Here is a 21,490-nt window from a genome sequence, read left to right as displayed (position 1 = left end):
GAAACGGGGGCCCGGGGGCGTCCCTTCCCACACCTGGGGTCGAGGTGTCAAAGGAGGCCCTGGTCGCCAGGTCGACACGGGAACGCACTCCCCTCCCCCAACCCTACGCATCCTCACACCGCCCCGCTCGAAAACCAACGGCCCGGGCCAGCCCCATGACGGGTGCCGACACCGGGCCGCGGGTCAGGAGCCCTTGGAAGGGCCCTGTCGCCTACTTCTTGGCGGTGTACTCGTACGGCTGGATCTCCGTCTCCCGGAAGAAGTACGCGATCTCGTTCTTCGCGTTCTCCAGGCTGTCGGAGCCGTGGACCGTGTTCTGGTCGATGCTGGTGGCGAAGTCCTTGCGGATGGTGCCCTCGGCCGCCTGCGCGGGGTTGGTGGCGCCCATGATGTCGCGGTTGCCCAGGACGGCGTTCTCGCCCTCGAGCACCATCAGGACGACGGGGCCGGAGATCATGAACTGCACCAGGTCCTTGAAGAAGGGCCGGGCCTTGTGGACCGCGTAGAAGCCCTCGGCCTCCTTCTGGGAGAGCTGCTGGAGCCGGATGGCGACCGGCTTCAGACCCTTCTCCTCGAAGCGGCTGATGATCTTCCCGATGACGCCCTTCTGCAGACCGTCCGGCTTGATGATGGACAGCGTACGCTCGATGGCCATGTGACTGGCTCCTTTTCCCTTTAAGGGGTGTTAGCGCTTCTTGGGGCCGCGCTTGACGGCCTCCTGGAGGGTGGTGCCCAGCTCGGCGGGGCTGGCGGCCATCAGGATGCCCGCGGCCTCCATCGCCTTGATCTTCTCCGTCGCCGTGCCCTTGCCGCCGGAGATGATGGCGCCGGCGTGGCCCATGCGCTTGCCCGGGGGCGCCGACTGGCCGGCGATGAAGCCGGCGATGGGCTTGGTGAACTCGCGGGCCACGTACTCCGCGCCCGCCTCCTCGGCGCTGCCGCCGATCTCACCGATCATGATGACGGCGTCCGTGTCCGGGTCCGCCTGGAACAGCTTCAGCACGTCCACGAAGTCGGTGCCGTTGACCGGGTCTCCGCCGATGCCCACGGCCGTCGACTGGCCCAGGCCCAGCTGGGTGAGCTGGTGCACCGCCTCGTACGTCAGCGTGCCCGAGCGCGACACCACGCCGATGCGGCCCGGCTTGTGGATGTGGCCCGGCATGATGCCGATCTTGCACTTGGCGCCGGGGGTGATGACGCCAGGACAGTTCGGGCCGATGAGGCGCACGCCCGGCTTGCCCTGCAGGTAGCGCTTGGCGCGCACCATGTCGAGGACGGGGATGCCCTCGGTGATGGTGATGATGAGGGACACGCCCGCGTCGGCGGCCTCCATGATGGAGTCGGCGGCGAACGGGGGCGGGACGAAGATGACGGACGTGTTCGCGCCCGTCTGCTTCACGGCGTCGGCGACCGTGTCATACACGGGAACCTTGCCCTCGAACTGGGTGCCGCCCTTGCCCGGCGTCACGCCGGCCACGAGCTTCGTGCCGTACTCCAGCATCTGCTTCGAGTGGAACGAGCCCGCCGAGCCGGTGATGCCCTGGCAGAGGACCTTCGTGTTTTCGTTGACGAGGATGCTCATGGCGCTCCTTAAGGTGTGGGCAATGAAGCGCGCGGACTACTTCAGCGCGGCGACGGCCTTCTCGGCCGCCTGACGCAGGTTGTCCGCCGGGGTGATGGCGAGGCCGGAGTTGCTGAGCAGTTGCTTGCCCAGCTCCACGTTGGTGCCTTCCAGGCGCACCACGAGCGGGACCTTGAGCTGGACCTCCTTCGCCGCGGCGATGATGCCCTCGGCGATGACGTCGCACTTCATGATGCCGCCGAAGATGTTGACCAGCACCGCCTTCACCGCAGGGTCGGCCAGGATGAGCTTGAAGGCCGCCGTCACCTTCTCCTTCGTCGCGCCACCGCCCACGTCCAGGAAGTTGGCCGGCTCACCGCCCACCAGCTTGATGGTGTCCATGGTGGCCATGGCCAGGCCCGCGCCGTTCACCATGCAGCCGATGTTGCCATCGAGCGCGATGTACGCCAGGTCCCACTCCTTGGCCTGCGTCTCGCGCGCCTCCTCCTCGGCGAGGTCGCGGTACTCGAGCAGGTCCTTGTGCCGGTAGAGCGCGTTCTCGTCGAAGGTCACCTTCGCGTCGAGCGCCACCACGCCGCCATCCTTCAGGATGACCAGCGGGTTGATCTCCACCAGGGACGCGTCCGTCTCCACGAACATCTTGTAGAGCGCGGTGCAGAACTGGACGAACTTGTTCACCGTCGGGCCCGTCAGGCCCAGGCCGAAGGCCAGCTTGCGGCCCTGGAAGTCCAGGAAGCCCACCGCCGGATCCACCGTCTCGCGGAGGATCTTCTCCGGGTGCTTCTCCGCCACTTCCTCAATCTCCACGCCGCCCTCGCGGGACGCCATGAAGGTAACGCGGCTGGTGGCGCGGTCGAGCGTCACGCCCAGGTACAGCTCCTGGCCGATGTCGAGCCCCTGCTCGATGTAGACCTTGTGGACCGTCTGGCCCTCGGGCCCGGTCTGGATGGTCTTGAGCTTCATGCCAAGCATCTGCTTGGCCAGCTCCTTCGCCTCGGCGGGGCTCTTGGCGAGCTTCACGCCGCCGCCCTTGCCACGACCACCGGCGTGGATCTGGGCCTTCACCACCACGACGGGCGTGCCGAGCGTCTTCGCCGCGGCCTCCGCGTCGTTGGGCGAGAGCGCGAGGATTCCCTTCGGCGTGGGCACGCCGTACTTCCGGAAGATTTCCTTGCCCTGGTACTCGTGGATCTTCATCGAGGCTCCATGTGGAGACGAGGGGGACGACCCCTTACAGGCGTCAGCGCGTCGCCCTCATTGCGCAGAAACCGACGGATGGCAAGGCCGTTTGACCCGACAGGCACCGCGGTGCGGCACGGTGTGGACCGCTGATAACCAGGAATGTCCGGGCAGATGAGGCGCCCTTCACCGCGCCCCTGCCCCTGGAACGTCAACAGCCCCGCCCGGGCTCCACGAGGGAGACCGGCGCGGGGCCGAGGACACGGCGGAGCGCCCGCGCGAGCGTCACCCTGGACCGCTGTGGCCCTTCTTCTCCTCCTCCTGCGAGAAGAGGTCCTTGATGACCAGCTTGGTCACCTGGCGGTTCATCATCGCGATGGAGGTGGTGAGGGGGATCTCCTTCGGGCAGACCTTCACGCAGTTCTGCGCCTTGCCGCAGTCCTGCACGCCGCCGGGGCCCATGAGCGCGCGCACGCGCTCCTCGGAGTTGAGCTTGCCCGTGGGGTTCATGTTGAACAGGCGGGCCTGGCTGATGGCCGCGGCGCCCACGAAGTCGTTGCCCAGGGTCACCTGCGGGCACGCCTCCAGGCAGCTGCCGCACGTGATGCACGTGGACAGCACGTACATGGTGGACTGGTCCATCGGGGACTGGCGCGGGCCGGGGCCCAGGTTGTGCGTGCCGTCCGTCGGGATCCAGCCCTTCACCTTCTTGAGGGCCTCGAACATGCGGCTGCGGTCCACGGCCAGGTCCCGGACCACCGGGAACTTGCTCATGGGCTCCAGCGTGATCGGCTGCTCCAGCTTGTCGATGAGCGCCGAGCAGGCCATGCGCACGCGGCCGTTGATGTTCATCGCGCAGCTGCCGCAGACCTCCTCGAGGCACGCGGCGTCCCACACCACCGGCGCAACCTTCTTGCCCTCCACGGTGACGGGGTTGCGCTGGATCTCCATCAGGCACGAGATGACGTTGGCGCCCTTGCGATACGGGACCTTGAACTCCTCGTAGTGGCCCGGCTGGTTCGGATCATCCTGCCGCCAGATGCGGAAGGAGATGGTTTGGCTGCTGACGGCGCCTGCCTGTGCGGTGTCCATGTCGCTCGACCCTTCGCTTCCAAGTCAGTTACGGGGGCCCGCGCGATTCAGGCGCGGGCACGCCCAGAAAGTTCCCCGGTGCCTTACGCGTACCAGCGCGGCTCGGGCTTCAGCACGGGCGTCGGCACATCCTCGTAGGAGATGTTCGGCCCCTGCTCCGCGTACTTCGCGATGGTCGTCTTCGCCCACTTGTCGTGGCGCGCCTGCCACAGCGCCATCCAGGCGGGATCGTCGTTGGGATCCTTCGTCTTCGGCTCGGGCAGCGAGAAGTCCGGCTTGTAGTGCGCGCCGCGGCTCTCGTCGCGCAAGAGCGCGCTCGTGGCGATGACCTCGCCCAGCTCCAGCATGTTCCAGAGCTGGTTGACGAACGACATCGAGCGGTTGGACGAGTTGCCCGTGTCCAGCACGTTGACGCTCTTCCAGCGGCCCTTCAGCTCGCGGATCTTCTCCACCGTCTTCTTCAGGCGGTCGTTGTAGCGCACGACGGTGCAGTTCTCCGTCATCACGTCGCCCAGTTCCTGCGCCAGGCCGTACGGGTTCTCCGGGCCCGCCATCTTCTTGATGGTGGCGAACCGGTCCTCCCAGTAGCGCCTGGCGTCCTGGAAGTACTTCTCCGGCATGGCCGCCGCGCTCGTCGTCTGGCTCTTGGCGAAGGACGCCATGGCCGGGCCGCCGATCATCCCCGAGTAGATGCAGGAGAGCAGCGAGTTGGCGCCCAGGCGGTTGCCGCCGTGGAACGCGTAGTCCGCCTCGCCCGCGGCGTACAGGCCCGGGATGTTGGTGGACTGGTTCTTGGGGCTGCCCTCGAGCGGCGTGAGCGTCTTCGAGTCGGCCTCGAACGTCACGTACAGGCCGCCCATCGAGTAGTGCATGCCCGGGAAGATGACCATCGGCGTGACGCGCGGATCATCTCCGACGAACTTCTCGTAGATCTCCATCACGCCCTTGATCTTCGCGTCGAGCGTCTTGGCCGGGATGTGCGTGACGTCCAGGTACACGCCGTCGCGCCCGCCAACGCCCAGGCCCAGGTCGCGGCAGACCATGAAGATCTCGCGCGTGGCGACGTCGCGGGGGACCAGGTTCTTGTACTTGGGGTACTTCTCCTCGAGGAAGTACCAGCGCTCGCTCTCCGGGATGTCCCGGGGCCCGCGCGTGTCGCCCTTCTTGCGCGGCACCCAGACGCGGCCACCCTCGCCGCGCACCGACTCGCTCATCAGGCGCAGCTTGTCCTCGCCCGGAATCGACGTCGGGTGCACCTGGATGAACTCGCCGTTGGCGTAGATGGCGCCCTCCATGTAGGCGCGACCCGCGGCGGTGCCGGTGTTGATGACGGAGTTGGTGGAGCGGCCGAAGACGATGCCCGGGCCACCCGTGGCCAGGCACACGGCCTCCGCCGGGAAGGTGCGGATCTCCATCGTCCGGAGGTCCACGGCCACGCTGCCGATGCAGCGGCCGCCCTCGTCCTTCACCGTGCCGAGCCACTCCCAGTACTCGTACTTGGTGACCTTGCCCTCGGCCTCGTAGCGGCGGACCTGCTCGTCCAGCGCGTAGAGCAGCTGCTGGCCCGTCGTGGCGCCGGCGAAGGCGGTGCGGTGGTGGAGCGTGCCGCCGAAGCGGCGGAAGTCCAAGAGGCCCTCCGGCGTGCGGTTGAACGTCACGCCCATGCGGTCCAGCAGGTAGATGATGCCGGGGGCCGCGTAGCACATGCCCTTCACGGAGATCTGCTCGGCCAGGAAGTCGCCGCCGCGCAGCGTGTCCTTGACGTGGATCTCCGGGTGGTCACCCTCTCCCTTGGTGTTCACCGCGCCGTTGATGCCTCCCTGCGCGCAGACCGAGTGAGAGCGCTTCACCGGGACGAGCGAGAGCACATCCACCTGGTGGCCCGCCTCCGCGAGCTTGATCGTCGTCATCAGCCCGGCGAGACCGCCGCCCACCACTGTGAACCGCGCTGCTGCTGCCATCATCGTCTCCTTGACCGCCGGATCCAGGGCGCCTGCCGTCAGCCGGCCCGCCACAACCGGCGCGCCACGCTCCGGACATCTCCGTGCGAGTTCTACAGGCTAGTTAACTTGCTGGAAGCACGCCGCAACGGCGGCGAGAAACTCGATAAGCCCGCGTCATTCGCGGCATCAGCCAAGAAGCCCGCCGGGGGTTCCCGACGGGCTTCTGACTGGAACAGCCTACAGCTTGACGGAGTCGACCGTCTTCTTGACCGACTGGAAGGACTTCTCCAGCTCGGCCTTCTCGGCGTCGTTCAGGTCGACGGTGATGACCTTCTCGATGCCGCCCGCGCCGATCTGCACGGGGGTCCCGAAGAAGTAGCCGTTGATGCCGTACTGGCCCTTGAGCAGGGCCGCGCCCGGCAGGATGCGCTTGCGGTCGAAGATGAAGCTCTCCGCCATGGCGATGGAGGAGGCCGCGGGCCCGAAGTAGGCGCTGCCCGTCTTGTACAGGCCGACCAGCTCCGCGCCGCCCTCGCGGGTGCGCTTGACGATGGCGTCCAGCTTGTCCTTCGCGATGAGCTCCGTGAGGGGCACGCCGCCCACGGTGCTGTGACGCACCAGGGGCACCATGTCGTCGCCGTGGCCGCCGAGCACCAGCGCCTCCACGTCACGGATGGAGCAGCCGAGCGCCTCGGCCACGAAGCACTTGAAGCGGCTGGTGTCCAGCACGCCCGCCATGCCCACGACCATGTTGTCCGGCAGGCCGGCGATCTTGTGGAGCGCGAACACCATCGCGTCCAGCGGGTTCGCCACGTTGATGACGAAGGCGTTGGGGGCGTGCTGCTTGATGTTGCCCGCCACGTCCGTCATGATCTTGAGGTTGATCTCCAGCAGGTCCTCGCGGCTCATGCCCGGCTTGCGGGGCATGCCGGCCGTGATGATGATCACGTCCGAGCCAGCGACATCCTTCCAGTCCGTGGTGCCGGTGACGCGGCAGTCGTAGCCGTCCACCGCCGCCAGCTGGTTGATGTCCAGGGCCTTGCCCTTGACCAGGCCTTCGGCCGCCGGGATGTCGTACAGGAACACGTCACCGAGCGACTTCTGCACCGCCAGCAGCGCGAGGTTGCCGCCGATCTGCCCGCCACCGATGAGGCCAATCTTCTTCTTGCGATTCTGAGCCATGGCTTCGCCGTCTCCCAATTCCCCGCGAGGGGACTACATGTGCTTGATGATGGCCTGACCGAACTCGGAGCACTTCACCTCGGTCACCCCGGACTGCCCCTCCTGCTTCATCAGGCGGGCGAAGTCGTACGTCACCGTCTTGGCGGCGATGGCGCGGTCCATGCCCTGGATCATCAGGTCCGCGGCCTCGTGCCAGCCCAGGTGCCGGAACATCATCTCACCGGAGAGGATGACCGAGCCCGGGTTCACCTTGTCCTGGTCCGCGTACTTGGGCGCCGTGCCGTGCGTGGCCTCGAACACCGCGTGGCCCGTGACGTAGTTGATGTTGCCGCCCGGGGCGATGCCGATGCCGCCCACCTGCGCCGCCAGCGCGTCCGACAGGTAGTCGCCGTTGAGGTTCAGCGTGGCGATGACGTCGAACTCGTCCGGACGCGTGAGCACCTGCTGCAGCGTGATGTCCGCGATGGAGTCCTTGATGACGATCTTGCCGGCGGCCACGGCGGCCTTCTGCTCGGCGTTGGCGGCCTCCTCGCCCTTGGCGGCCTTCGTCACCTCCCACTGGTCCCACGTGTAGACCTTGTCACCGAACTCCCGGGCGGCCAGCTCGTAGCCCCACTTGCGGAAGGCGCCCTCGGTGAACTTCATGATGTTGCCCTTGTGGACCAGCGTGACGCTCTTGCGCTTGTGGTCCACCGCGTACTGGATGGCCGCGCGGATGAGCCGATCGCTGCCCTCCTTGGACACGGGCTTGACGCCCAGGCCGATGTCGGACGGGAAGCGGATCTTCCCGAACTCCTTCGGGAACTCCTTCTTCAGCAGGTCCAGGAACTTCGCCGCCGCGGGGCTGCCGGCCTCGAACTCGATGCCCGCGTAGATGTCCTCCGTGTTCTCACGGAAGATGGTCATGTCCACCTTGTCCGGCGACTTGACCGGGCTGGGCACGCCCTTGAAGTAGCGCACGGGGCGCAGGCAGACGTACAGGTCGAGCAGCTGGCGCAGCGCCACGTTCAGCGAGCGGATGCCGCCGCCCACCGGCGTCGTCAGCGGGCCCTTGATGCCGACCAGGTAGGTGCGGAAGGCCTCGACCGTCTCGTCGGGAAGCCAGTTGTTGACCTGCTTGAAGGACTTCTCGCCGGCGAGGACCTCATGCCAGGCGATCTTCTTCTTGCCCTTGTAGGCCTTCTCCACCGCGGCGTCGAACACGGCCTGGGACGCGCGCCAGATGTCGCGGCCCGTGCCGTCGCCCTCGATGTAGGGGATGATCGGATGGTCCGGCACGGACAGCTTGCCGTTCTGGAGGGTGATCTTCTCGCCGGAAGTCGGGGGAGCCATGGACGTACTCCTGGAAGGTGTGGCCGTGTAAGAATTGGCGCGGGATAGTCGAGAACCCGCCCCCCTCCCGTCAAGGAGTTTGGCCGCTCCTCCAGGTTGCAGGACTTATCGGACCCAGCGGCGCCGCATGCGCTCGGGCACGCGCGCCAGGCCTGGAGGACCGCGCCTGCGCACCGACCTACCAGCAGGCGAGGCCCGGCGCGGGAAGCTCCACCGTCACCGTGAGGCCCTCGCCATCGCCGCGCTCCACGCCGAGCGCCCCGCCCACGGACTCCACCAGCTCCCGCGCCCGGGCGAGCCGACGATGCGCGGGCCCCACCAGCATGGGCGACAGGAACACCGCCTGGAGCTCGCGCGCGGACAGCCGCGCCGCGGACGTCACCACCTGGAAGCGCGGCGGCTCGTCACCGAAGTCATCCGGCGCGTCCAGCACCACGCGCACACTTCCCTCCCCCGCGTGGTCCGCCGCGTGCGACAGCAACAGCAGCAACACCTGCCGTGTACGTCGCGCCCCTGTCCGCGCCAGAACGGTTTCCCCTGGAAGTTCCAGTTTCACTTCGATGCCGTGGATTCTTCGCGTGGCTTCCAGCAATTCCAGGGCTTCTTCCATGAGCGCCGCGACATCCACTTGCTGGGAATCCGGACCCTCCACCGACGCCAGCAAGGCCCTCGGGGAAGCAGCCTGGGGCGCCGCCCCGGCTTCACCCGACGTCCTGTCCACCCAATCCCGCGCCGCGCTCATGCCGCACCTCGTCCCGTTGGCCCTACAGAGGGACTTTACTGGCGGAATCCGACGCGCTCCATTTCACTACGAGAAAGTACGCAGGGCGTGGTTGACTGGAGACATTACAGCTTCGCGACATCTTGGCCGTGCCGTTGTCGGGTGCCGGGCATGCAGTTCGTGAAACTTGGAGAAATGGCCTGTCACGGTTGACCCAGTGCCCTAGATTCCGGCCTTGACGAAAACAGCAAGGCTGCACAAATTCGATTTGACTGTTCCTCTCGACTCCGTATGATACGGACCCATAGCGAAATGCCGCCCACCGCAGCACCGCTGGAGCAGGGAGGAACTGTTGTGCTTGCAACTTCGCCATCCGCATCAGGCGTTCCTCACTACCGGAGAAGGGGGCTCCTGGACATGGAAGGGGGAAACCCGCTCTCCGACCGGCGGACGGTCGAGTTCGATAGCCGCGACGCTTTCATCAATGTGATTCCGCTGCCGCCAGCGGAAGCCGCGCTGGACGACTCGGGCTATTCGCTGCACGGCCGGGGCGCCAACGCCATCACGTGCTCGCTGGGCACGCTGGACGCGACGCTCGGTGAGGTGACGCGACTGAGCCCCACCGTGGTCTGGGTGATGCCGCGCGGTCCCGTGACGCACGCCGAGGGCCCCACCCTTCCCGTCTTCCTCAAGGGCCGTGGGCTCACCATCGGTCCCCTGGTCGGCGCGTTCATCCGCGCGGACGCGGAGACGGCGAGCGCGCCCGTCGGCCTGCAGCTGGTGGGCGTGACGGTGGAGCAGGGCCGGCAGATCCTCTCCCTGCTGGCGGACGCGCTGAAGAACGGCGTGGCGGAGCCGGCGGCGTCGGTGCTGCCGGTGCAGGACACCATCGAGCAGGCCGAGCGCATCCGCTCCATCCTGGTGGCCATCTGCGCGTCCGGGAACAACGGCGTGCTGCGCCGCAAGGGCCGCTCGGTGCGCATGGTGCTCGAGCGCTTCAACACGGCGACGTCGCAGCTGGAGTGGCGCTCCGAGGAGCCCGTCACCGAGTGGGGCGAGGCGCCCTTCGACGTGGACGTCATCGGCTACAACAGCGCGTACCGCATGCGCCTGGACGGCGGCAGCGGCGACGGCGAGCGGCTCTACACGCAGCTGCCCACGCGCATCTCCCGCATCCGTCACCGCTGGCACCGCCGCGTCCCCGCCCCCGCGGGCGCGAACGTGCGCTTCCATCACCCGCTGTGGCGGGAGCTGGGCGAGCTGCAGCGCGACGTGGTGGACCTGTCGTTCTCCGGCCTGTGCCTGCGCTGCAAGCCCGAGGACCTGATGTTCCCCGGCCTGCTGCCGCCGCACATCGAGCTGCAGACGGGCGAGGGCCAGACGCTGACGTTGCGCGGGGAGATCCGCTACGTCACCAGCCCCCGCGCGGATGGCTACATGCTGTGCGGCCTGAGCGTGCAGCCCTACTCCGTGGACGAGGCGCGCTGGGTGCGCTTCGTGTCGCAGACGACGTCCCCCGCCACTCGCACCAGCGAGAACATGGAGGACGGGCTGTGGGATTTGTTCACCCGCTCGGGCTTCTTCAGCCTCGCGGGCAAGACGTCCGAGGAGTTCGAGGAGCAGCGGCTGGCCTTCCGGAGCATGGCCAAGCGCGGCGCGGAGATTCCGCAGCTGTTCTGCCAGGCGGTGTGGCCGTCCGAGCGCGGCCCCGAGGCGACGCTGTCCTTCATGAAGCCCTACCGCCACGCGTGGATGGGGCACCAGGTCGCCAAGCGTCCCGGCAAGCCGCCCCCGAGCGTGCAGGAGCCGGGGCAGATCATGCGCGACTTGTACGTGCGCACCTTCGAGCATCCGCAGAGCGACCCGGACTTCCGCTGGGTGGTGGCCTACGTGGAGGCGCTCAACCCGTGGATCGCCAAGGCGCACGTGCGCTACGCCGAGCGGCAGATGGAGACGGGCCAGGGCCTGGCCTTCACGCGCAAGGTGCACATGCTGGACGTGTACACGCACGAGCAGACGGGCCGCGCGCACGAGGGCATCCAGATTGGCCTCGCGACGGCGCAGGAGCTGACGCTGCTGGCGGACACCATCGCGCGCACCCGCCCCGCCTGCTACGTGGACGCGCTGGACTTCACGCGCGAGCGCATCGACATGCGTCCGGTGCAGGCGCGCTGGAAGCAGTTCAATCTCGAGCGTGAGCGGGAGATCCTGGTCGCGCGGCGCAACGGAGTCCCCGTGGCCGCGACGGTGCTGGAGCTGGGTCAGCGGGGCACGAACCTGTACTGCCTGCTGGACATGGCCCGCCTGTTCCCGCTGACCGAAGAAGGACCGTCCACCTATGTCGCATTGGTGGACGCCGCGCGCCGGTGGTACGCGGCGCGCCGCCGCACCTCGTTCCACTTCCTATGTGAGGACGAGGGGGGGGATTACGTGCAGGAGGCCGGCATCCACGGAGGGCCCGATCCCTACATGTGGATCATCTCCTCCAAGCTGATTCCGGACTTCCTCGAGCACATCAGTGAGCTGACCATCGGGCGCCGCGGCGCCCACAACCCTCGCTAAACGCCCCAGAGGTAGACACATGAGCAAGCAATTCGTGGAGCAGAACTATGTTCCGCACGTGGCCCCCGTGCGCGAGCGCCTCAAGACGTCCCCCGCCCTGAAGGCGCTGCTGGATCCCAACGTGGACCCGGCGCTCGTGGAGGGCTTCCTCATCCAGCTCAACTCGCTGGGTGTCTACATGACGGAGCCGGTGGACAAGTGGATCCGCCGCGCGGGCGAGGCCTCCGTGAAGATGGGCCTCAAGGACGTGGGCGAGAAGCTCATCACCCACGCGAAGCACGAGGAGGGCCACCACCTGATGATGATCGAGGACACCAAGAACCTGGTGGCCCGGTGGAACTCGCGCCGCTCTCCGCAGCTGGACGTGAACGCGCTCTTGAGCCAGACGCCCACGCAGGCGATGGTCGAGTACCGGAAGATCCACGAGGACACCATCGTCGGCGAGATGCCGGCGGCGCAGGTGGCCATCGAATATGAAATCGAGAACCTGTCCGTCGTGTTCGCGCCCGGGCTGATGGAGCAGGCCAAGCGCGTCTGTGGCGAGGACATCATGGAGGCCATGTCCTTCGTGAAGGAGCACGCGGAGCTGGACGTGGGCCACACCGCGCTCAACGAGGTCATGCTCGGCAAGCTGCTGGACCAGGTCCCGGAGAAGACCGCGGTCATCGGCAAGACGGGCGCGCAGGCGCTGGACATCTACCTGCGCTTCATGGGCGACTGTGTCGAGCGCGCCCAGCAGATGATCAAGCCCGCCGCGGCTTGAGGTCCCACCGGGGCCCGCTCGGAAGGCGAGCCCCGCTCAGTCATGCCCCGGGGGCGTCACGGGCCGAGGAATCGGCCTGGGCGCCCCGTCGTGTTCCACCGACCTACCCCGCGCGACGCACCACCGCGTCCGCCGTGCGCGCGCGCGGACGGATGCGTCCACGCAGCGAGCGGCGAAGCCCCTCCAGCTCCGGCCCCGTCGCCGTGCCGAACACGTAGCGGTCCGGGCGCAGCACCACCACGTCCTTGCCGTGGCGGGCGAACCACGCGACCAGCCGGCCCTCCGTGTCCACGAGCGCCTCCGGCGGAGGCTCGCCGATGCGCTCCGCGGAGAGCACGGTCCACGCACGCGCGCCCAGCTCCGCCGCCAGCGCACGGGCCTCCCGCTGCAGGTCCTGCGAGGCGCCCGGCCGCGTGAGCACGACGAAGCCATCGCCCAGCACGTGGTCCAGCAGGACCCGCTGCCCCTCGAGCACCTCCACGCGCGGCTGCGGGAAGTAGGTGCCCTCCGGCGCGGCCTTCTTGCGTCGCGCGCCGAGCAGGAACCCCTGCTCCAGCGCGAAGACGGGCTTCACCTTGAACTGGCGGATGAACTCCCCGGTGACGGGCAGGCGGTAGAGGAGCTGGATGAGCGCGTTGCGCACGCGCGAGAGCACCTGGCCTCCGGACATCATCACCCGGCCCATGGCGTCCGAGCTCTTGATGACCTCGGCCACGTGGCCGCGCCGCTCCTGCTCGTACGTATCCAAGAGCGAGTCGTCCGCCGAGCCGTCCAGCACCCGCGCCAGCTTCCAGGTCAGGTTCGCCGCGTCGCGGAAGCCCGCGCACAGGCCCTGGCCCAGGAACGGCGGCATCAGGTGCGCGGCGTCCCCCATCAGGAAGGCGCGTCCCACCCGCCAGCGGTCCACCAGGCGCGAGTGGTACGAGTGGACGTTGATGGAGCGGATCTTCACCGTCGACGGGTCGATGTACGGCGCGATGAGCGTGCGCACGTGGTCCGGCTGCCGCACCGCCTCCAGGTCCGCGTCCGGGTCGACGATGATGTCGAAGCGCATCTCGTCCCGCGCGGTGCGCGCGATGAACCCGCGGCGCTTCGGGCCACACAGGTAGCTGGTGTAGTCGGGCTCCGGCGACGACGTGCTCACGGTGATGGCGAGCGCGTGCTCCAGGCCCGTGGTGCCCTCGAGCTTCAGGCCCAGCTTGCGTCGGATGGGGCTGTGCGCGCCGTCGCACGCAAGCAGGTAGCGGGCGCGGACGGTGAGCACCCGCTCGCTGGCGAGCTCGCGCACGCGCACCGTGAGGCCCTCTGCGTCCTGCACGAAGGATTCGACCTCGTGGCCCTGCCACAGCTCCACGTGCTCGAAGCGCGCCATGCCCTTGCGCAGCATCGCCTCCATCCGCGGCTGCTGGAAGAAGGTGGCCACGTCATGCCCGTAGGGGCGGTCCAGCTTCGTGAAGTCCACCTCCGCGAGCACGCGCAGGCGGTCATCCAGGTAGCGCAGCGTCTTGCAGGGATGGAAGCCCGGCCCCAGCTCTCCCTCCAGGCCCGCGGACTGGAAGATGCGCTGCGCCTCGTCATCCAGGCTGATGGCGCGCGACTGGGCATGCGCGGACAGCTCCTTCTCCACGATGAGCGTCCTGACGCCCTGCAGTCCGAGCAGGTTGGCCGCCATCGCTCCGACCGGTCCACATCCCACGATGATGACATCAACAGTTTCTGGAGCCACGTCCGCCCTCCGGGTCGTCTCGTTGTTGAGCTGCCTTTGATGATTCATCCCCCAGGCCATGGCTGGAATTATCAGCGGGCCATTCACCCTCGCTCTCGCGCGGTCCCCTCACGCGAGTGGACTCCAGAAAGGCGCCGCCGTCGCGTTTTCACTCGGCCCACGCAAACAATGCGGCCCCGAGTCCTCGCCAACTCCACCGGCGAGCGTGCGACCCATCCCGTCACCCCGACCCCGTGCCTCTCGATTCAAAGAACGCCCCGGGGAAAATTCCTTGCATGTTTGAGTTTCACCCCTCGGCGAGCCTCTGGAATCAGCCCCTGGGTGTTCGCGGTTGCAGGCGGGGGTGCACTCCCCACCCGGTGGGTTCCCGCGAGGAGTCAAGGTGGGCAGACATTCCTTACGGACTTCAACATTGCACTCACACCGAATCACAGTTGTCGAACGGCAGAAGGAATCGCTGTCGGAAACACCGCATTGACGTCGTGGGCAACGCGCGGCGTCGTGCATTCGGAGATCGCCAGTGGTTAGGTGGCGCTTCCCCCTCACGCGTGGTTCGCGAAGGAGCAGTTCCATGGAATGGCTCGAATTCTCCCGTTGGTCTCCCGAGGTGGAGCGTCAGCTCGCGCAGCAGGCGGCGCGGCTGGGCGACACGGCGGCCCGCGGAGCCTCCCTGACCCGGCGGGTCCGGATGAGCGCCACGGTGGCGGCGGCGTACCGCTTGAGCGCGATGCTCCGCGAGTATCCGCGCACCAACCCCTGGGGCCACCCCGTCTCGGAGTCCTGAGCCCCAGGCGGGGCCGCCGTGAGCCCCGGGGCTCCGGCACCTCGTGATGCTCGGGACACACCCTGCTCCACCGTCGACGGTGAGCGCATGAAGGGCCCTCGAGGGCTCCATGCCCGCCTCCCTCCGGTGGAAACGACAGGGACCTCGCGGTTCGCCGCGCACTTGATTGACCTGTCAATCCACGGTGGCTCCTCCTCCCGCGTATCGGCGGGCTGGTTCCGGTCCTTCGCCCGGGGTATTGCTCCCCTCCCACTTCGAGTGCCGCGCCTCGTCGCGGTCCTGGTGTGCGGAAGAGGACGTCGGTGGGTACCCACACACGCAGCCCTGGCCTCGCAGCGCGCCCCGAGACGGCGCTGACGCGACTTGTCCCCTGGGCGGGGGCGCTCCTGGGGGTGCTCTGGTTCATCGCGCTGGGCGGCGCGCGGGCGCTGGACCCCACGTCTCTGGAGTGGTTGGGATGGGGGGACTGGGCGCAGCACGTGCTCGGCTGGTGGTTCTTCCGTGAGGCCCCCTGGGGTTTTCCCCTCGGCAGGACCCCCGGCTACATGGCGCCGCTGACCACCACGGTAGGCTTCACGGATTCGAATCCGTGGCTCGCGCTGGCGTTCAAGCCCTTCGCGGGCTGGCTGCCCCAGGACTTCCAGTTCATCGGGCTGTGGCTCGCGTCGTGCCTGGCGCTCCAGGGGTTCATGGGCGTCAAGCTGATGGCCGTGTTCACGTACCGGGCCTCGCATCAGCTCCTGGGGGCCGCGCTGTTCGTGCTCGCGCCGGTGCTTGTCTTCCGATTCGAGCACGACACGCTCTGCGCGCACTGGATGCTGACGGCCTTGCTGTGGCTGCACCTGCGTCCGCGGCCGGATGCGCGAAGTGCGTGGCGGACGCTGCGCGAGGTCCTGCTCATCAACGTGCTCGCGGCTGGCGTCCACCCGTACTTGATGGTCATGGTCTTCGCGCTCTCGACGGCGCTGCTCGTCAGCATGACGTGGCAGGAGCGGCTGCTCACGCGGCGGCAGGCGGGACTCGCGTTCCTGGGGGGCACGCTCATGCTGGGCGGGCTCTTCTTTGCGTTCGGCTATGTGGGCCAGGGGGTACGAGGCGCGGCGCATGGCTTCGGGGCGTACAGCTCCGACATGCTCACGTTGATCAACCCGATGGCGTGGTCACGGATGTTGCCGGCGCTCCCGACGCGCAAGGACCAGTACGAGGGCTTCGGCTATCTCGGCACGGGAGTGCTCGCGCTCGGCGCGGTCCTGGGGCGACCTTCTGTCTGGTGGCCCGAGGTTCGAGCGTGGGCCCGAGCCCATCAGCCACTGTGGGTCGCGGTGGGACTGCTCACGCTGCTCGCGTTCTCGACGACGCTGACCTTCGGCGGCGTCATCGTGCTGTCGGCGCGCAAGATGGCCGACGTGTTCATGCCCGTGCTGGGGATGTTCCGCTCCTCGGGCCGCTTCATCTGGCCGCTCCACTACCTGGTGCTCACCGGCATCCTGGCACTCGTCATCTGGCGCTGGCGCGAGCGTCCCGCCGTTCTCACGGGCATCCTGCTGGGCGCGGTGGTCATCCAGGTGGTCGACACCGAGGAACTGTGGACGCAGAGGCGGTTTCGACCGGCGCCGTGGCCTCGGCTCGGTGCACCGGAGTGGGCGCAATTGGATTCGTTCTACCGGCACGTGGTGCTGTATCCGCCGTACATCCATGACTCGAAGCTGCCATGCACCCAGAACACGTTCCGCCGGGATGACTATGTACGCTGGGGGGACCTCGCGTACCGGAAGGGCCTGTCGACGAACAGCGGCTATGTCGCTCGCATCAATGAGCGACACGTCGAGCAGAGCTGCGAGGCACTCGTGGCCGATGTCGCGCAGGGCCGGCTCTCGTCGGACACGCTCTATGTCGTCGATACTCCGAAGCTGGGGTTGTTCCAGGGATTGGGAGAGCACGTCACCTGCGGCACGGTGGATGGGTTCAATGTCTGCGTCGCCGCTCGTGACGGTCGGTTCAGGGAGGCGCTCTTGAGGTCCTCGAATCGCGCACAGAGGCCCCTTCCATGAGCGCGGCCTCACGACATCTCCCCTGGGCCGGAGCGCTTCTGGGCGTGCTCTGGTTCGTCGCGCTGGGCGGTGTACGCGCGCTGGACCCCACCTACCTGGATTGGTTGGGATGGGGAGACTGGACGAAGAGCATCCTCGGCTGGTGGTTCTTCCGTGAGGCCCCCTGGGGGTTTCCCCTCGGCAGGACGCCCGGCTACATGGCGCCGCTCACGACGACGGTGGGCTTCACGGACTCGACACCGTGGGTCTCGCTGGTGCTCAAGCCGTTCTCCGGGTGGCTGCCTCAGGACTTCCAGTTCATCGGGCTGTGGCTCGCGTCGTGCCTGGCGCTCCAGGGGTTCATGGGCGTCAAGCTGATGGCGCTGTTCACGCCTCGGGCCTCGCATCAGCTCCTGGGGGCCGCGCTGTTCGTGCTCGCGCCCGTGCTCGTCTTCCGGTTCGGGCACGACGCGCTCTGCGCGCACTGGATGCTCACAGCCTTGTTGTGGCTGCACCTGCGTCCGCGGCCGGATGCGCGAAGCGCGTGGCGGACGTTGCGCGGTGCCCTGCTCATCAACGTGCTCGCGGCTGGCGTCCACCCGTACCTGGCGGTCATGGTCCTCGCGCTCTCGACGGCCCTGCTCGTCAGCATGGCGTGGCAGGAGAGACACCTCACCTGGCGACAGGCGGGACTTGCGCTCCTGGCTGGATGCCTGGCCGTGGGTGGCGTCTTCTTCGCGTTCGGATACGTGGGCCAGGACGTACGCGGAGGCACACAGGGATTCGGTGTCTACAGCGCGGACATGTTGTCGCTCATCAATCCCATGGGGTGGTCACGGGTGTTGCCGTGGCTGCCCGCGCGGAGTGGCCAATACGAGGGCTTCGGTTATCTCGGCACTGGCGTCCTCGTGCTCGCGCTCGTCGCGCTGCTGGGCAGGCCGTCCGCCTGGTGGCCTCAGGCGCGCGCACGTGCTCGAGCACACGGGCCGCTCCTGGCCGTGGTGGGGCAGCTGGCGTTGCTCGCGTTCTCCACGACGATGACCCTCGGTGGCACCACCGTGCTGTCGATGCGGAAGGTCGCCGAGCCGTTCATGCCCGTCCTGGGCATGTTCCGCGCTTCGGGGCGCTTCATCTGGCCCCTGCACTATGTCGTGCTCACGGGCATCCTCGCGCTCGTCACCTGGCGCTGGCGCGAGCGCCCCGTCGTCATCACGAGCGTGTTGCTCGGTGCGCTGCTCATCCAGGTGGTCGACACCGAGGAGCTCTGGGCACAGCAACGGTTTCGCTCGGCGCCCTGGCCCCGGCTGCGCGCGACGGAGTGGACCCAGCTCGATTCGTTCTACCGGCACGTGGTGCTGTATCCACCCTACATCCATGACTCGGAGCTGCCGTGCACCGAGAACACCTTCGCCCGGGATGACTACGTGCGATGGGGGGACCTCGCGTATCGCAAGGGTATGTCGACGAACAGCGGATACGCCGCGCGCTTCAATGAACGACATGTCCAGCAGGTCTGTGAGGAGCTGAAGGCCGATGTCGAGCAAGGCCGACTCTCGGCGGATACGCTCTACGTCGTGGACCCACCGAAGCTGGCTTTGTTCCAGCGCCTGGGCGAGCTGGTCAGCTGCGGCAACGTGGACGGGTTCAACGTCTGCGTGGCTGGTCGTAATGGGCGCTTCAGGGAGGTGCTCCTGAAGTCCTCGGCCCGTGCGCCACTGCCTCCCACGGCGGAAAGTCCTATCACCCCTCCGTGATGCCCTTGCGCAGCGCCGTGCGCTCGAGCTTGCCCATCGCGTTGCGGGGCAGCGCGTCCAGCCAGATGAAGCGCGTGGGCAGCTTGAAGCCCGCGAGTGAGTCACGGCACCAGGTCTCCAGCACCGGTGCATCCGGACGCTGCTGGCCGGTGCGTGGCGCGAGGAAGGCCACGGGGACCTCGCCCCATCTCGCGTCGGGGACGCCAATCACCGCGGCCTCCTGCACCGCGGGATGATTGGCGAGCACCGCCTCCACTTCCGCCGGGTAGATGTTCTCCCCTCCCCTGACGATGAGGTCCGTTCGACGTGAGAGCACCGTGAGGCGACCTCGCGCGTCCAGCACCCCGAGGTCCTTCGTGTGGAGCCATCCGTCACGGAACGCCTCGCGCGTCGCGTCGGGACGATTCCAGTAGCCCGCCATCACCGTGGGGCCTCGGACCTCGATGTTGCCTTCCTCGCCAGGGCCTCGTGCAGCGCCGTCATCTCCGACGATGCGCACCTGGGTCCCCGGCAGAGAGCGTCCCGCGGTCTTCCCATCCGCCTCGGAGGGAGACTCCGTCGTCACCTGGGAACAGGCCTCGGTGAGACCGTAGGTCTGGAGCGCCAGGAGCCCCACTGCGCGTGCCCGGTCCAACAGGAACACTGGCACGGGCCCACCGCCAATCAGCGCGAGCTTGAAGGTCTCCGGCACCTGGCGACCGGCTCGGATGTCGAGCACCCGCTCCAGCGTCGTGGCGACGAGGCTCGCGTGCGTCACGCCTTCGTCGATGGCTCGACTGGTGGCCTCCGCGTCGAAGCGCTCGTGCAGCACGAGACAGCCTCCCTCGTACGCGGTGCGCGTCAACATCGCGAGACCACCGACATGGAACAGTGGCAACGTCCCGAGCCAGCGCGGCGCGGGATGCGCTCCGAGGTTCTCCGCAGAGGCTCGGCACGACGCACGGAAGTTGCCCTCCGTCAGCACCGCGCCCTTCGGCCTGCCCGTCGTCCCGCTTGTAAAGAGCACGACGCGCGGTGCGTCCTCAACCAGCGGCACGCAGGTCGTCGAGGGCTCCGAGGGAGCCAGGGGCTCGCCTTCCGTCGGTCGCCCTGTCGACGACGCACAGGCCGTGGACGGCGTCAGCGACGCACCCGTTACCAAGAGTTCCTCGTCTGGCGGTCGTACTGCCGACGCCACAGAGGACTTCAGCGACTGCGCATTCGGCAGTTGCCCTCCCGACGCCAGCTCAGGCGTCGTTGTCTCCGACGACGCGCGGGTCTCCTGTGTCCGCTCGCGTGGGAGACTCTCCCCCGACGCCACGCACGCCGTCGACGCGAAGGTCTCCAGCGGCTCCGCCCCTGGCAGACGCTCTCGCAAGGCCCCCATCGCCAAGGTGAGCGCGGGCGCGATGTCCTCGACCAACGGGGCCAACTCAGCGCGAGTGAGGCGCGCGTTCAGCGGCGCCAGCAGCGCTCCCAGCCGCCCCAGGGCCCAGAACAGGAACACACAGGCCGGCTGGTTCGTCGACAGCAGCGCGACCCGCTCTCCCGCGCCGATGCCCCGGGCCTCGAGCGCGGCCACCCACCGATTCACCTCGGCGTCCAACGCTCCGTAGCTCCACGAGCGCCCGGCGTATGTGAGCGCCTCCGCTTCCGGATGAACGCGGGCGCCCTCGCGGATGGGACAACCGAACGTCGTCACACCACCGCTCCGGCATCCAGCCCGAGCCCCGGCGTCTCCGGCAACCGGATGCGCCCATGCAGCGGCCGGTAGTCATGCACGGCGGGCTCACTCTTGAAGAGCTTCCCCACCGCGAGCCCCGACGCGAGCGCCCCTGAAGGCAACGCGGCCGCGAGGTGCGCCGCCCCAGCCCGAGCCACCACGCCGTCCAGCGAGCTCGTCACATACGCCTGCATGCCCAGCCGAGCGGCGCGCATCGCCACCACGAGCCCGGGCAGCAGCCCTCCCAACACCATCGGCTTGAGCACCACCGCGCCCACCGCCGGCCCACCGCCCAACAATGGATCCGAACCCAGCAGCGCGCGCAACGTCTCCGGAGAACCGAGCGACTCGTCCGCCGCCACCATGCACGGCGCACGTCGCTGCACGCGCCACAACGCGGCAAGGTCGTCCGCCGGCGTCGGCTGCTCCACCAGCTCCAACTGGTACCAGCCCAGCTTGTCCAACGCGCGCTTCGCCTCGAGCTCCGACCAGCCACCGTTCGCGTCGAGCCGCAGCTTCACGTCCGGCCCCACCGCCTCGCGCACCGCCTTCACGCGCTGCTCGTCTTCCTCCAGCGCGCGACCGCCCACCTTCAGCTTGAGCGTCCCATACCCCTCGGCCACCGCCACTCGCGCCTCATCCACCAGCGCCTCCGCCGTCTCACCGCCCAGCAGCGCATTGACCAGGACCTCGGGGCGCGCCTCCTCGGCCAGGAGCCAGCACAGCGGAACCCCCTGCCGCCTCGCGAGCAGGTCCAACAGCGCCAGCTCCAGCGCATGCTCCGCGGCGGGCACCGGCCCCGGGGGCGCGGGATGACGGGCTCGCACCCGGACACCCTCTCCTCTCGCCACTGTCGGCGGGAACGGAGACAGCGTGTCCTCGACGGCGCGCACCGTGTCGCCCAGGAACTGCCCTTCGAGCGAGGACAGCCACGCCGCCAGCACCTCGCCGCAGACGGGGAGCGACTCCGTGCCGAACTCGGGCAGCGGCATCGCCTCACCGAGCCCCACCCGCCCCTCTTCGTCCTCGAGGCGCACGAGGAAACCCTCGCGCGCGGAATAGGTGCCTCGGGCCGTCTTCAGGGGCTGGAGCAGCTCCAGTCGGAGCGGGGTCAGGGTTGCCTTGACGATGCGCATGG

The 21,490-nt window shown here is 68.2% G+C and carries 16 protein-coding genes; 5 read left to right on the top strand and 11 right to left on the bottom strand.

Annotated elements, in window-relative coordinates:
• Positions 1-211: 211 nt before the first annotated feature.
• The 8 genes from ndk to VZQ01_RS39600 all read right to left on the bottom strand — a co-directional run bounded on the left by ndk (position 212) and on the right by VZQ01_RS39600 (position 8,803).
• A complete protein-coding gene (gene ndk / locus VZQ01_RS39635) occupies positions 212-655 on the bottom strand; it encodes a nucleoside-diphosphate kinase (RefSeq protein WP_046714049.1) in 444 nt (147 codons plus the stop codon).
• 30 nt (positions 656-685) lie between these two features.
• The gene (gene sucD / locus VZQ01_RS39630; protein WP_141328676.1) at positions 686-1,582 is read right to left on the bottom strand and encodes a succinate--CoA ligase subunit alpha; all 897 of its coding nucleotides are present in this window, start codon (positions 1,580-1,582) and stop codon (positions 686-688) included.
• Positions 1,583-1,618: 36 nt separating this feature from the next.
• Positions 1,619-2,779, bottom strand: coding sequence for an ADP-forming succinate--CoA ligase subunit beta (gene sucC, locus VZQ01_RS39625; RefSeq protein WP_046714051.1), 1,161 nt, complete (start codon positions 2,777-2,779; stop codon positions 1,619-1,621).
• A 267-nt stretch (positions 2,780-3,046) separates the two neighbouring features.
• Positions 3,047-3,853, bottom strand: a complete 807-nt coding sequence (gene sdhB, locus VZQ01_RS39620; RefSeq protein ID WP_426746225.1) for a succinate dehydrogenase iron-sulfur subunit — start codon at positions 3,851-3,853, stop codon at positions 3,047-3,049.
• A gap of 83 nt (positions 3,854-3,936) precedes the next feature.
• Positions 3,937-5,814, bottom strand: a complete 1,878-nt coding sequence (sdhA, locus tag VZQ01_RS39615) for a succinate dehydrogenase flavoprotein subunit (protein ID WP_267700802.1) — start codon at positions 5,812-5,814, stop codon at positions 3,937-3,939.
• A 219-nt stretch (positions 5,815-6,033) separates the two neighbouring features.
• Positions 6,034-6,978, bottom strand: a complete 945-nt coding sequence (gene mdh / locus VZQ01_RS39610; RefSeq protein ID WP_141328680.1) for a malate dehydrogenase — start codon at positions 6,976-6,978, stop codon at positions 6,034-6,036.
• Between the two features lie 33 nt (positions 6,979-7,011).
• Positions 7,012-8,310 carry an NADP-dependent isocitrate dehydrogenase gene (gene icd, locus VZQ01_RS39605; protein WP_267700801.1) on the bottom strand — a complete coding sequence of 433 codons (1,299 nt, stop codon included), beginning with the start codon at positions 8,308-8,310 and terminating at the stop codon, positions 7,012-7,014.
• A gap of 178 nt (positions 8,311-8,488) precedes the next feature.
• Positions 8,489-8,803, bottom strand: a complete 315-nt coding sequence (locus tag VZQ01_RS39600; RefSeq protein ID WP_426746224.1) for a histidine kinase — start codon at positions 8,801-8,803, stop codon at positions 8,489-8,491.
• Positions 8,804-9,448: 645 nt separating this feature from the next.
• Here VZQ01_RS39600 and VZQ01_RS39595 point away from each other — a divergent pair.
• Both VZQ01_RS39595 and VZQ01_RS39590 read left to right on the top strand, forming a co-directional pair.
• On the top strand, positions 9,449-11,593 hold the full coding sequence (locus VZQ01_RS39595; RefSeq protein ID WP_194869358.1) for a hypothetical protein: 2,145 nt from the start codon (positions 9,449-9,451) through the stop codon (positions 11,591-11,593).
• 19 nt (positions 11,594-11,612) lie between these two features.
• Positions 11,613-12,356 carry a hypothetical protein gene (locus tag VZQ01_RS39590; RefSeq protein ID WP_074952194.1) on the top strand — a complete coding sequence of 248 codons (744 nt, stop codon included), beginning with the start codon at positions 11,613-11,615 and terminating at the stop codon, positions 12,354-12,356.
• Positions 12,357-12,459: 103 nt separating this feature from the next.
• Here VZQ01_RS39590 and VZQ01_RS39585 read toward each other — a convergent pair whose 3' ends face one another.
• A complete protein-coding gene (locus VZQ01_RS39585) occupies positions 12,460-14,082 on the bottom strand; it encodes a bifunctional 3-(3-hydroxy-phenyl)propionate/3-hydroxycinnamic acid hydroxylase (protein ID WP_223747457.1) in 1,623 nt (540 codons plus the stop codon).
• Between the two features lie 571 nt (positions 14,083-14,653).
• On the opposite strand from VZQ01_RS39585, the gene VZQ01_RS39580 reads away from it, so the two are divergent.
• From VZQ01_RS39580 to VZQ01_RS39570, 3 genes are all read left to right on the top strand, one after another.
• Positions 14,654-14,866 carry a hypothetical protein gene (locus tag VZQ01_RS39580; protein ID WP_223747456.1) on the top strand — a complete coding sequence of 71 codons (213 nt, stop codon included), beginning with the start codon at positions 14,654-14,656 and terminating at the stop codon, positions 14,864-14,866.
• Between the two features lie 302 nt (positions 14,867-15,168).
• Positions 15,169-16,917, top strand: coding sequence for a DUF6311 domain-containing protein (locus VZQ01_RS39575; RefSeq protein WP_426746223.1), 1,749 nt, complete (start codon positions 15,169-15,171; stop codon positions 16,915-16,917).
• 44 nt (positions 16,918-16,961) lie between these two features.
• Positions 16,962-18,650 carry a DUF6311 domain-containing protein gene (locus VZQ01_RS39570; RefSeq protein ID WP_426746222.1) on the top strand — a complete coding sequence of 563 codons (1,689 nt, stop codon included), beginning with the start codon at positions 16,962-16,964 and terminating at the stop codon, positions 18,648-18,650.
• Here VZQ01_RS39570 and VZQ01_RS39565 read toward each other — a convergent pair.
• The gene (locus VZQ01_RS39565; RefSeq protein ID WP_426746221.1) at positions 18,637-20,331 is read right to left on the bottom strand and encodes a class I adenylate-forming enzyme family protein; all 1,695 of its coding nucleotides are present in this window, start codon (positions 20,329-20,331) and stop codon (positions 18,637-18,639) included. The two genes, VZQ01_RS39570 and VZQ01_RS39565, sit on opposite strands and share 14 nt — an antisense overlap.
• Positions 20,328-21,488, bottom strand: a complete 1,161-nt coding sequence (locus tag VZQ01_RS39560; RefSeq protein ID WP_223747453.1) for a mandelate racemase/muconate lactonizing enzyme family protein — start codon at positions 21,486-21,488, stop codon at positions 20,328-20,330. The genes VZQ01_RS39565 and VZQ01_RS39560 overlap by 4 nt, the downstream gene beginning before the upstream one ends.
• Between the last annotated feature and the right edge of the window lie 2 nt (positions 21,489-21,490).

The organism is Myxococcus faecalis, assembly GCF_050039385.1.
Lineage (GTDB): Bacteria > Myxococcota > Myxococcia > Myxococcales > Myxococcaceae > Myxococcus > Myxococcus fulvus.
The sequence above is the reverse complement of the archived record's forward strand: the minus strand, read 5'-3'. Positions and strand labels throughout refer to the sequence as shown.

Excerpts from the sequence above, each read along its gene's own strand:
- ndk (WP_046714049.1), bottom strand. The coding sequence starts at position 655 with ATGGCCATCGAGCGTACGCTGTCCATCATCAAGCCGGACGGTCTGCAG.
- sucD (WP_141328676.1), bottom strand. The coding sequence starts at position 1,582 with ATGAGCATCCTCGTCAACGAAAACACGAAGGTCCTCTGCCAGGGCATC.
- sucC (WP_046714051.1), bottom strand. The coding sequence starts at position 2,779 with ATGAAGATCCACGAGTACCAGGGCAAGGAAATCTTCCGGAAGTACGGC.
- sdhB (WP_426746225.1), bottom strand. The coding sequence starts at position 3,853 with ATGGACACCGCACAGGCAGGCGCCGTCAGCAGCCAAACCATCTCCTTC.
- sdhA (WP_267700802.1), bottom strand. The coding sequence starts at position 5,814 with ATGGCAGCAGCAGCGCGGTTCACAGTGGTGGGCGGCGGTCTCGCCGGG.
- mdh (WP_141328680.1), bottom strand. The coding sequence starts at position 6,978 with ATGGCTCAGAATCGCAAGAAGAAGATTGGCCTCATCGGTGGCGGGCAG.
- icd (WP_267700801.1), bottom strand. The coding sequence starts at position 8,310 with ATGGCTCCCCCGACTTCCGGCGAGAAGATCACCCTCCAGAACGGCAAG.
- VZQ01_RS39595 (WP_194869358.1), top strand. The coding sequence starts at position 9,449 with ATGGAAGGGGGAAACCCGCTCTCCGACCGGCGGACGGTCGAGTTCGAT.
- VZQ01_RS39590 (WP_074952194.1), top strand. The coding sequence starts at position 11,613 with ATGAGCAAGCAATTCGTGGAGCAGAACTATGTTCCGCACGTGGCCCCC.
- VZQ01_RS39580 (WP_223747456.1), top strand. The coding sequence starts at position 14,654 with ATGGAATGGCTCGAATTCTCCCGTTGGTCTCCCGAGGTGGAGCGTCAG.
- VZQ01_RS39560 (WP_223747453.1), bottom strand. The coding sequence starts at position 21,488 with ATGCGCATCGTCAAGGCAACCCTGACCCCGCTCCGACTGGAGCTGCTC.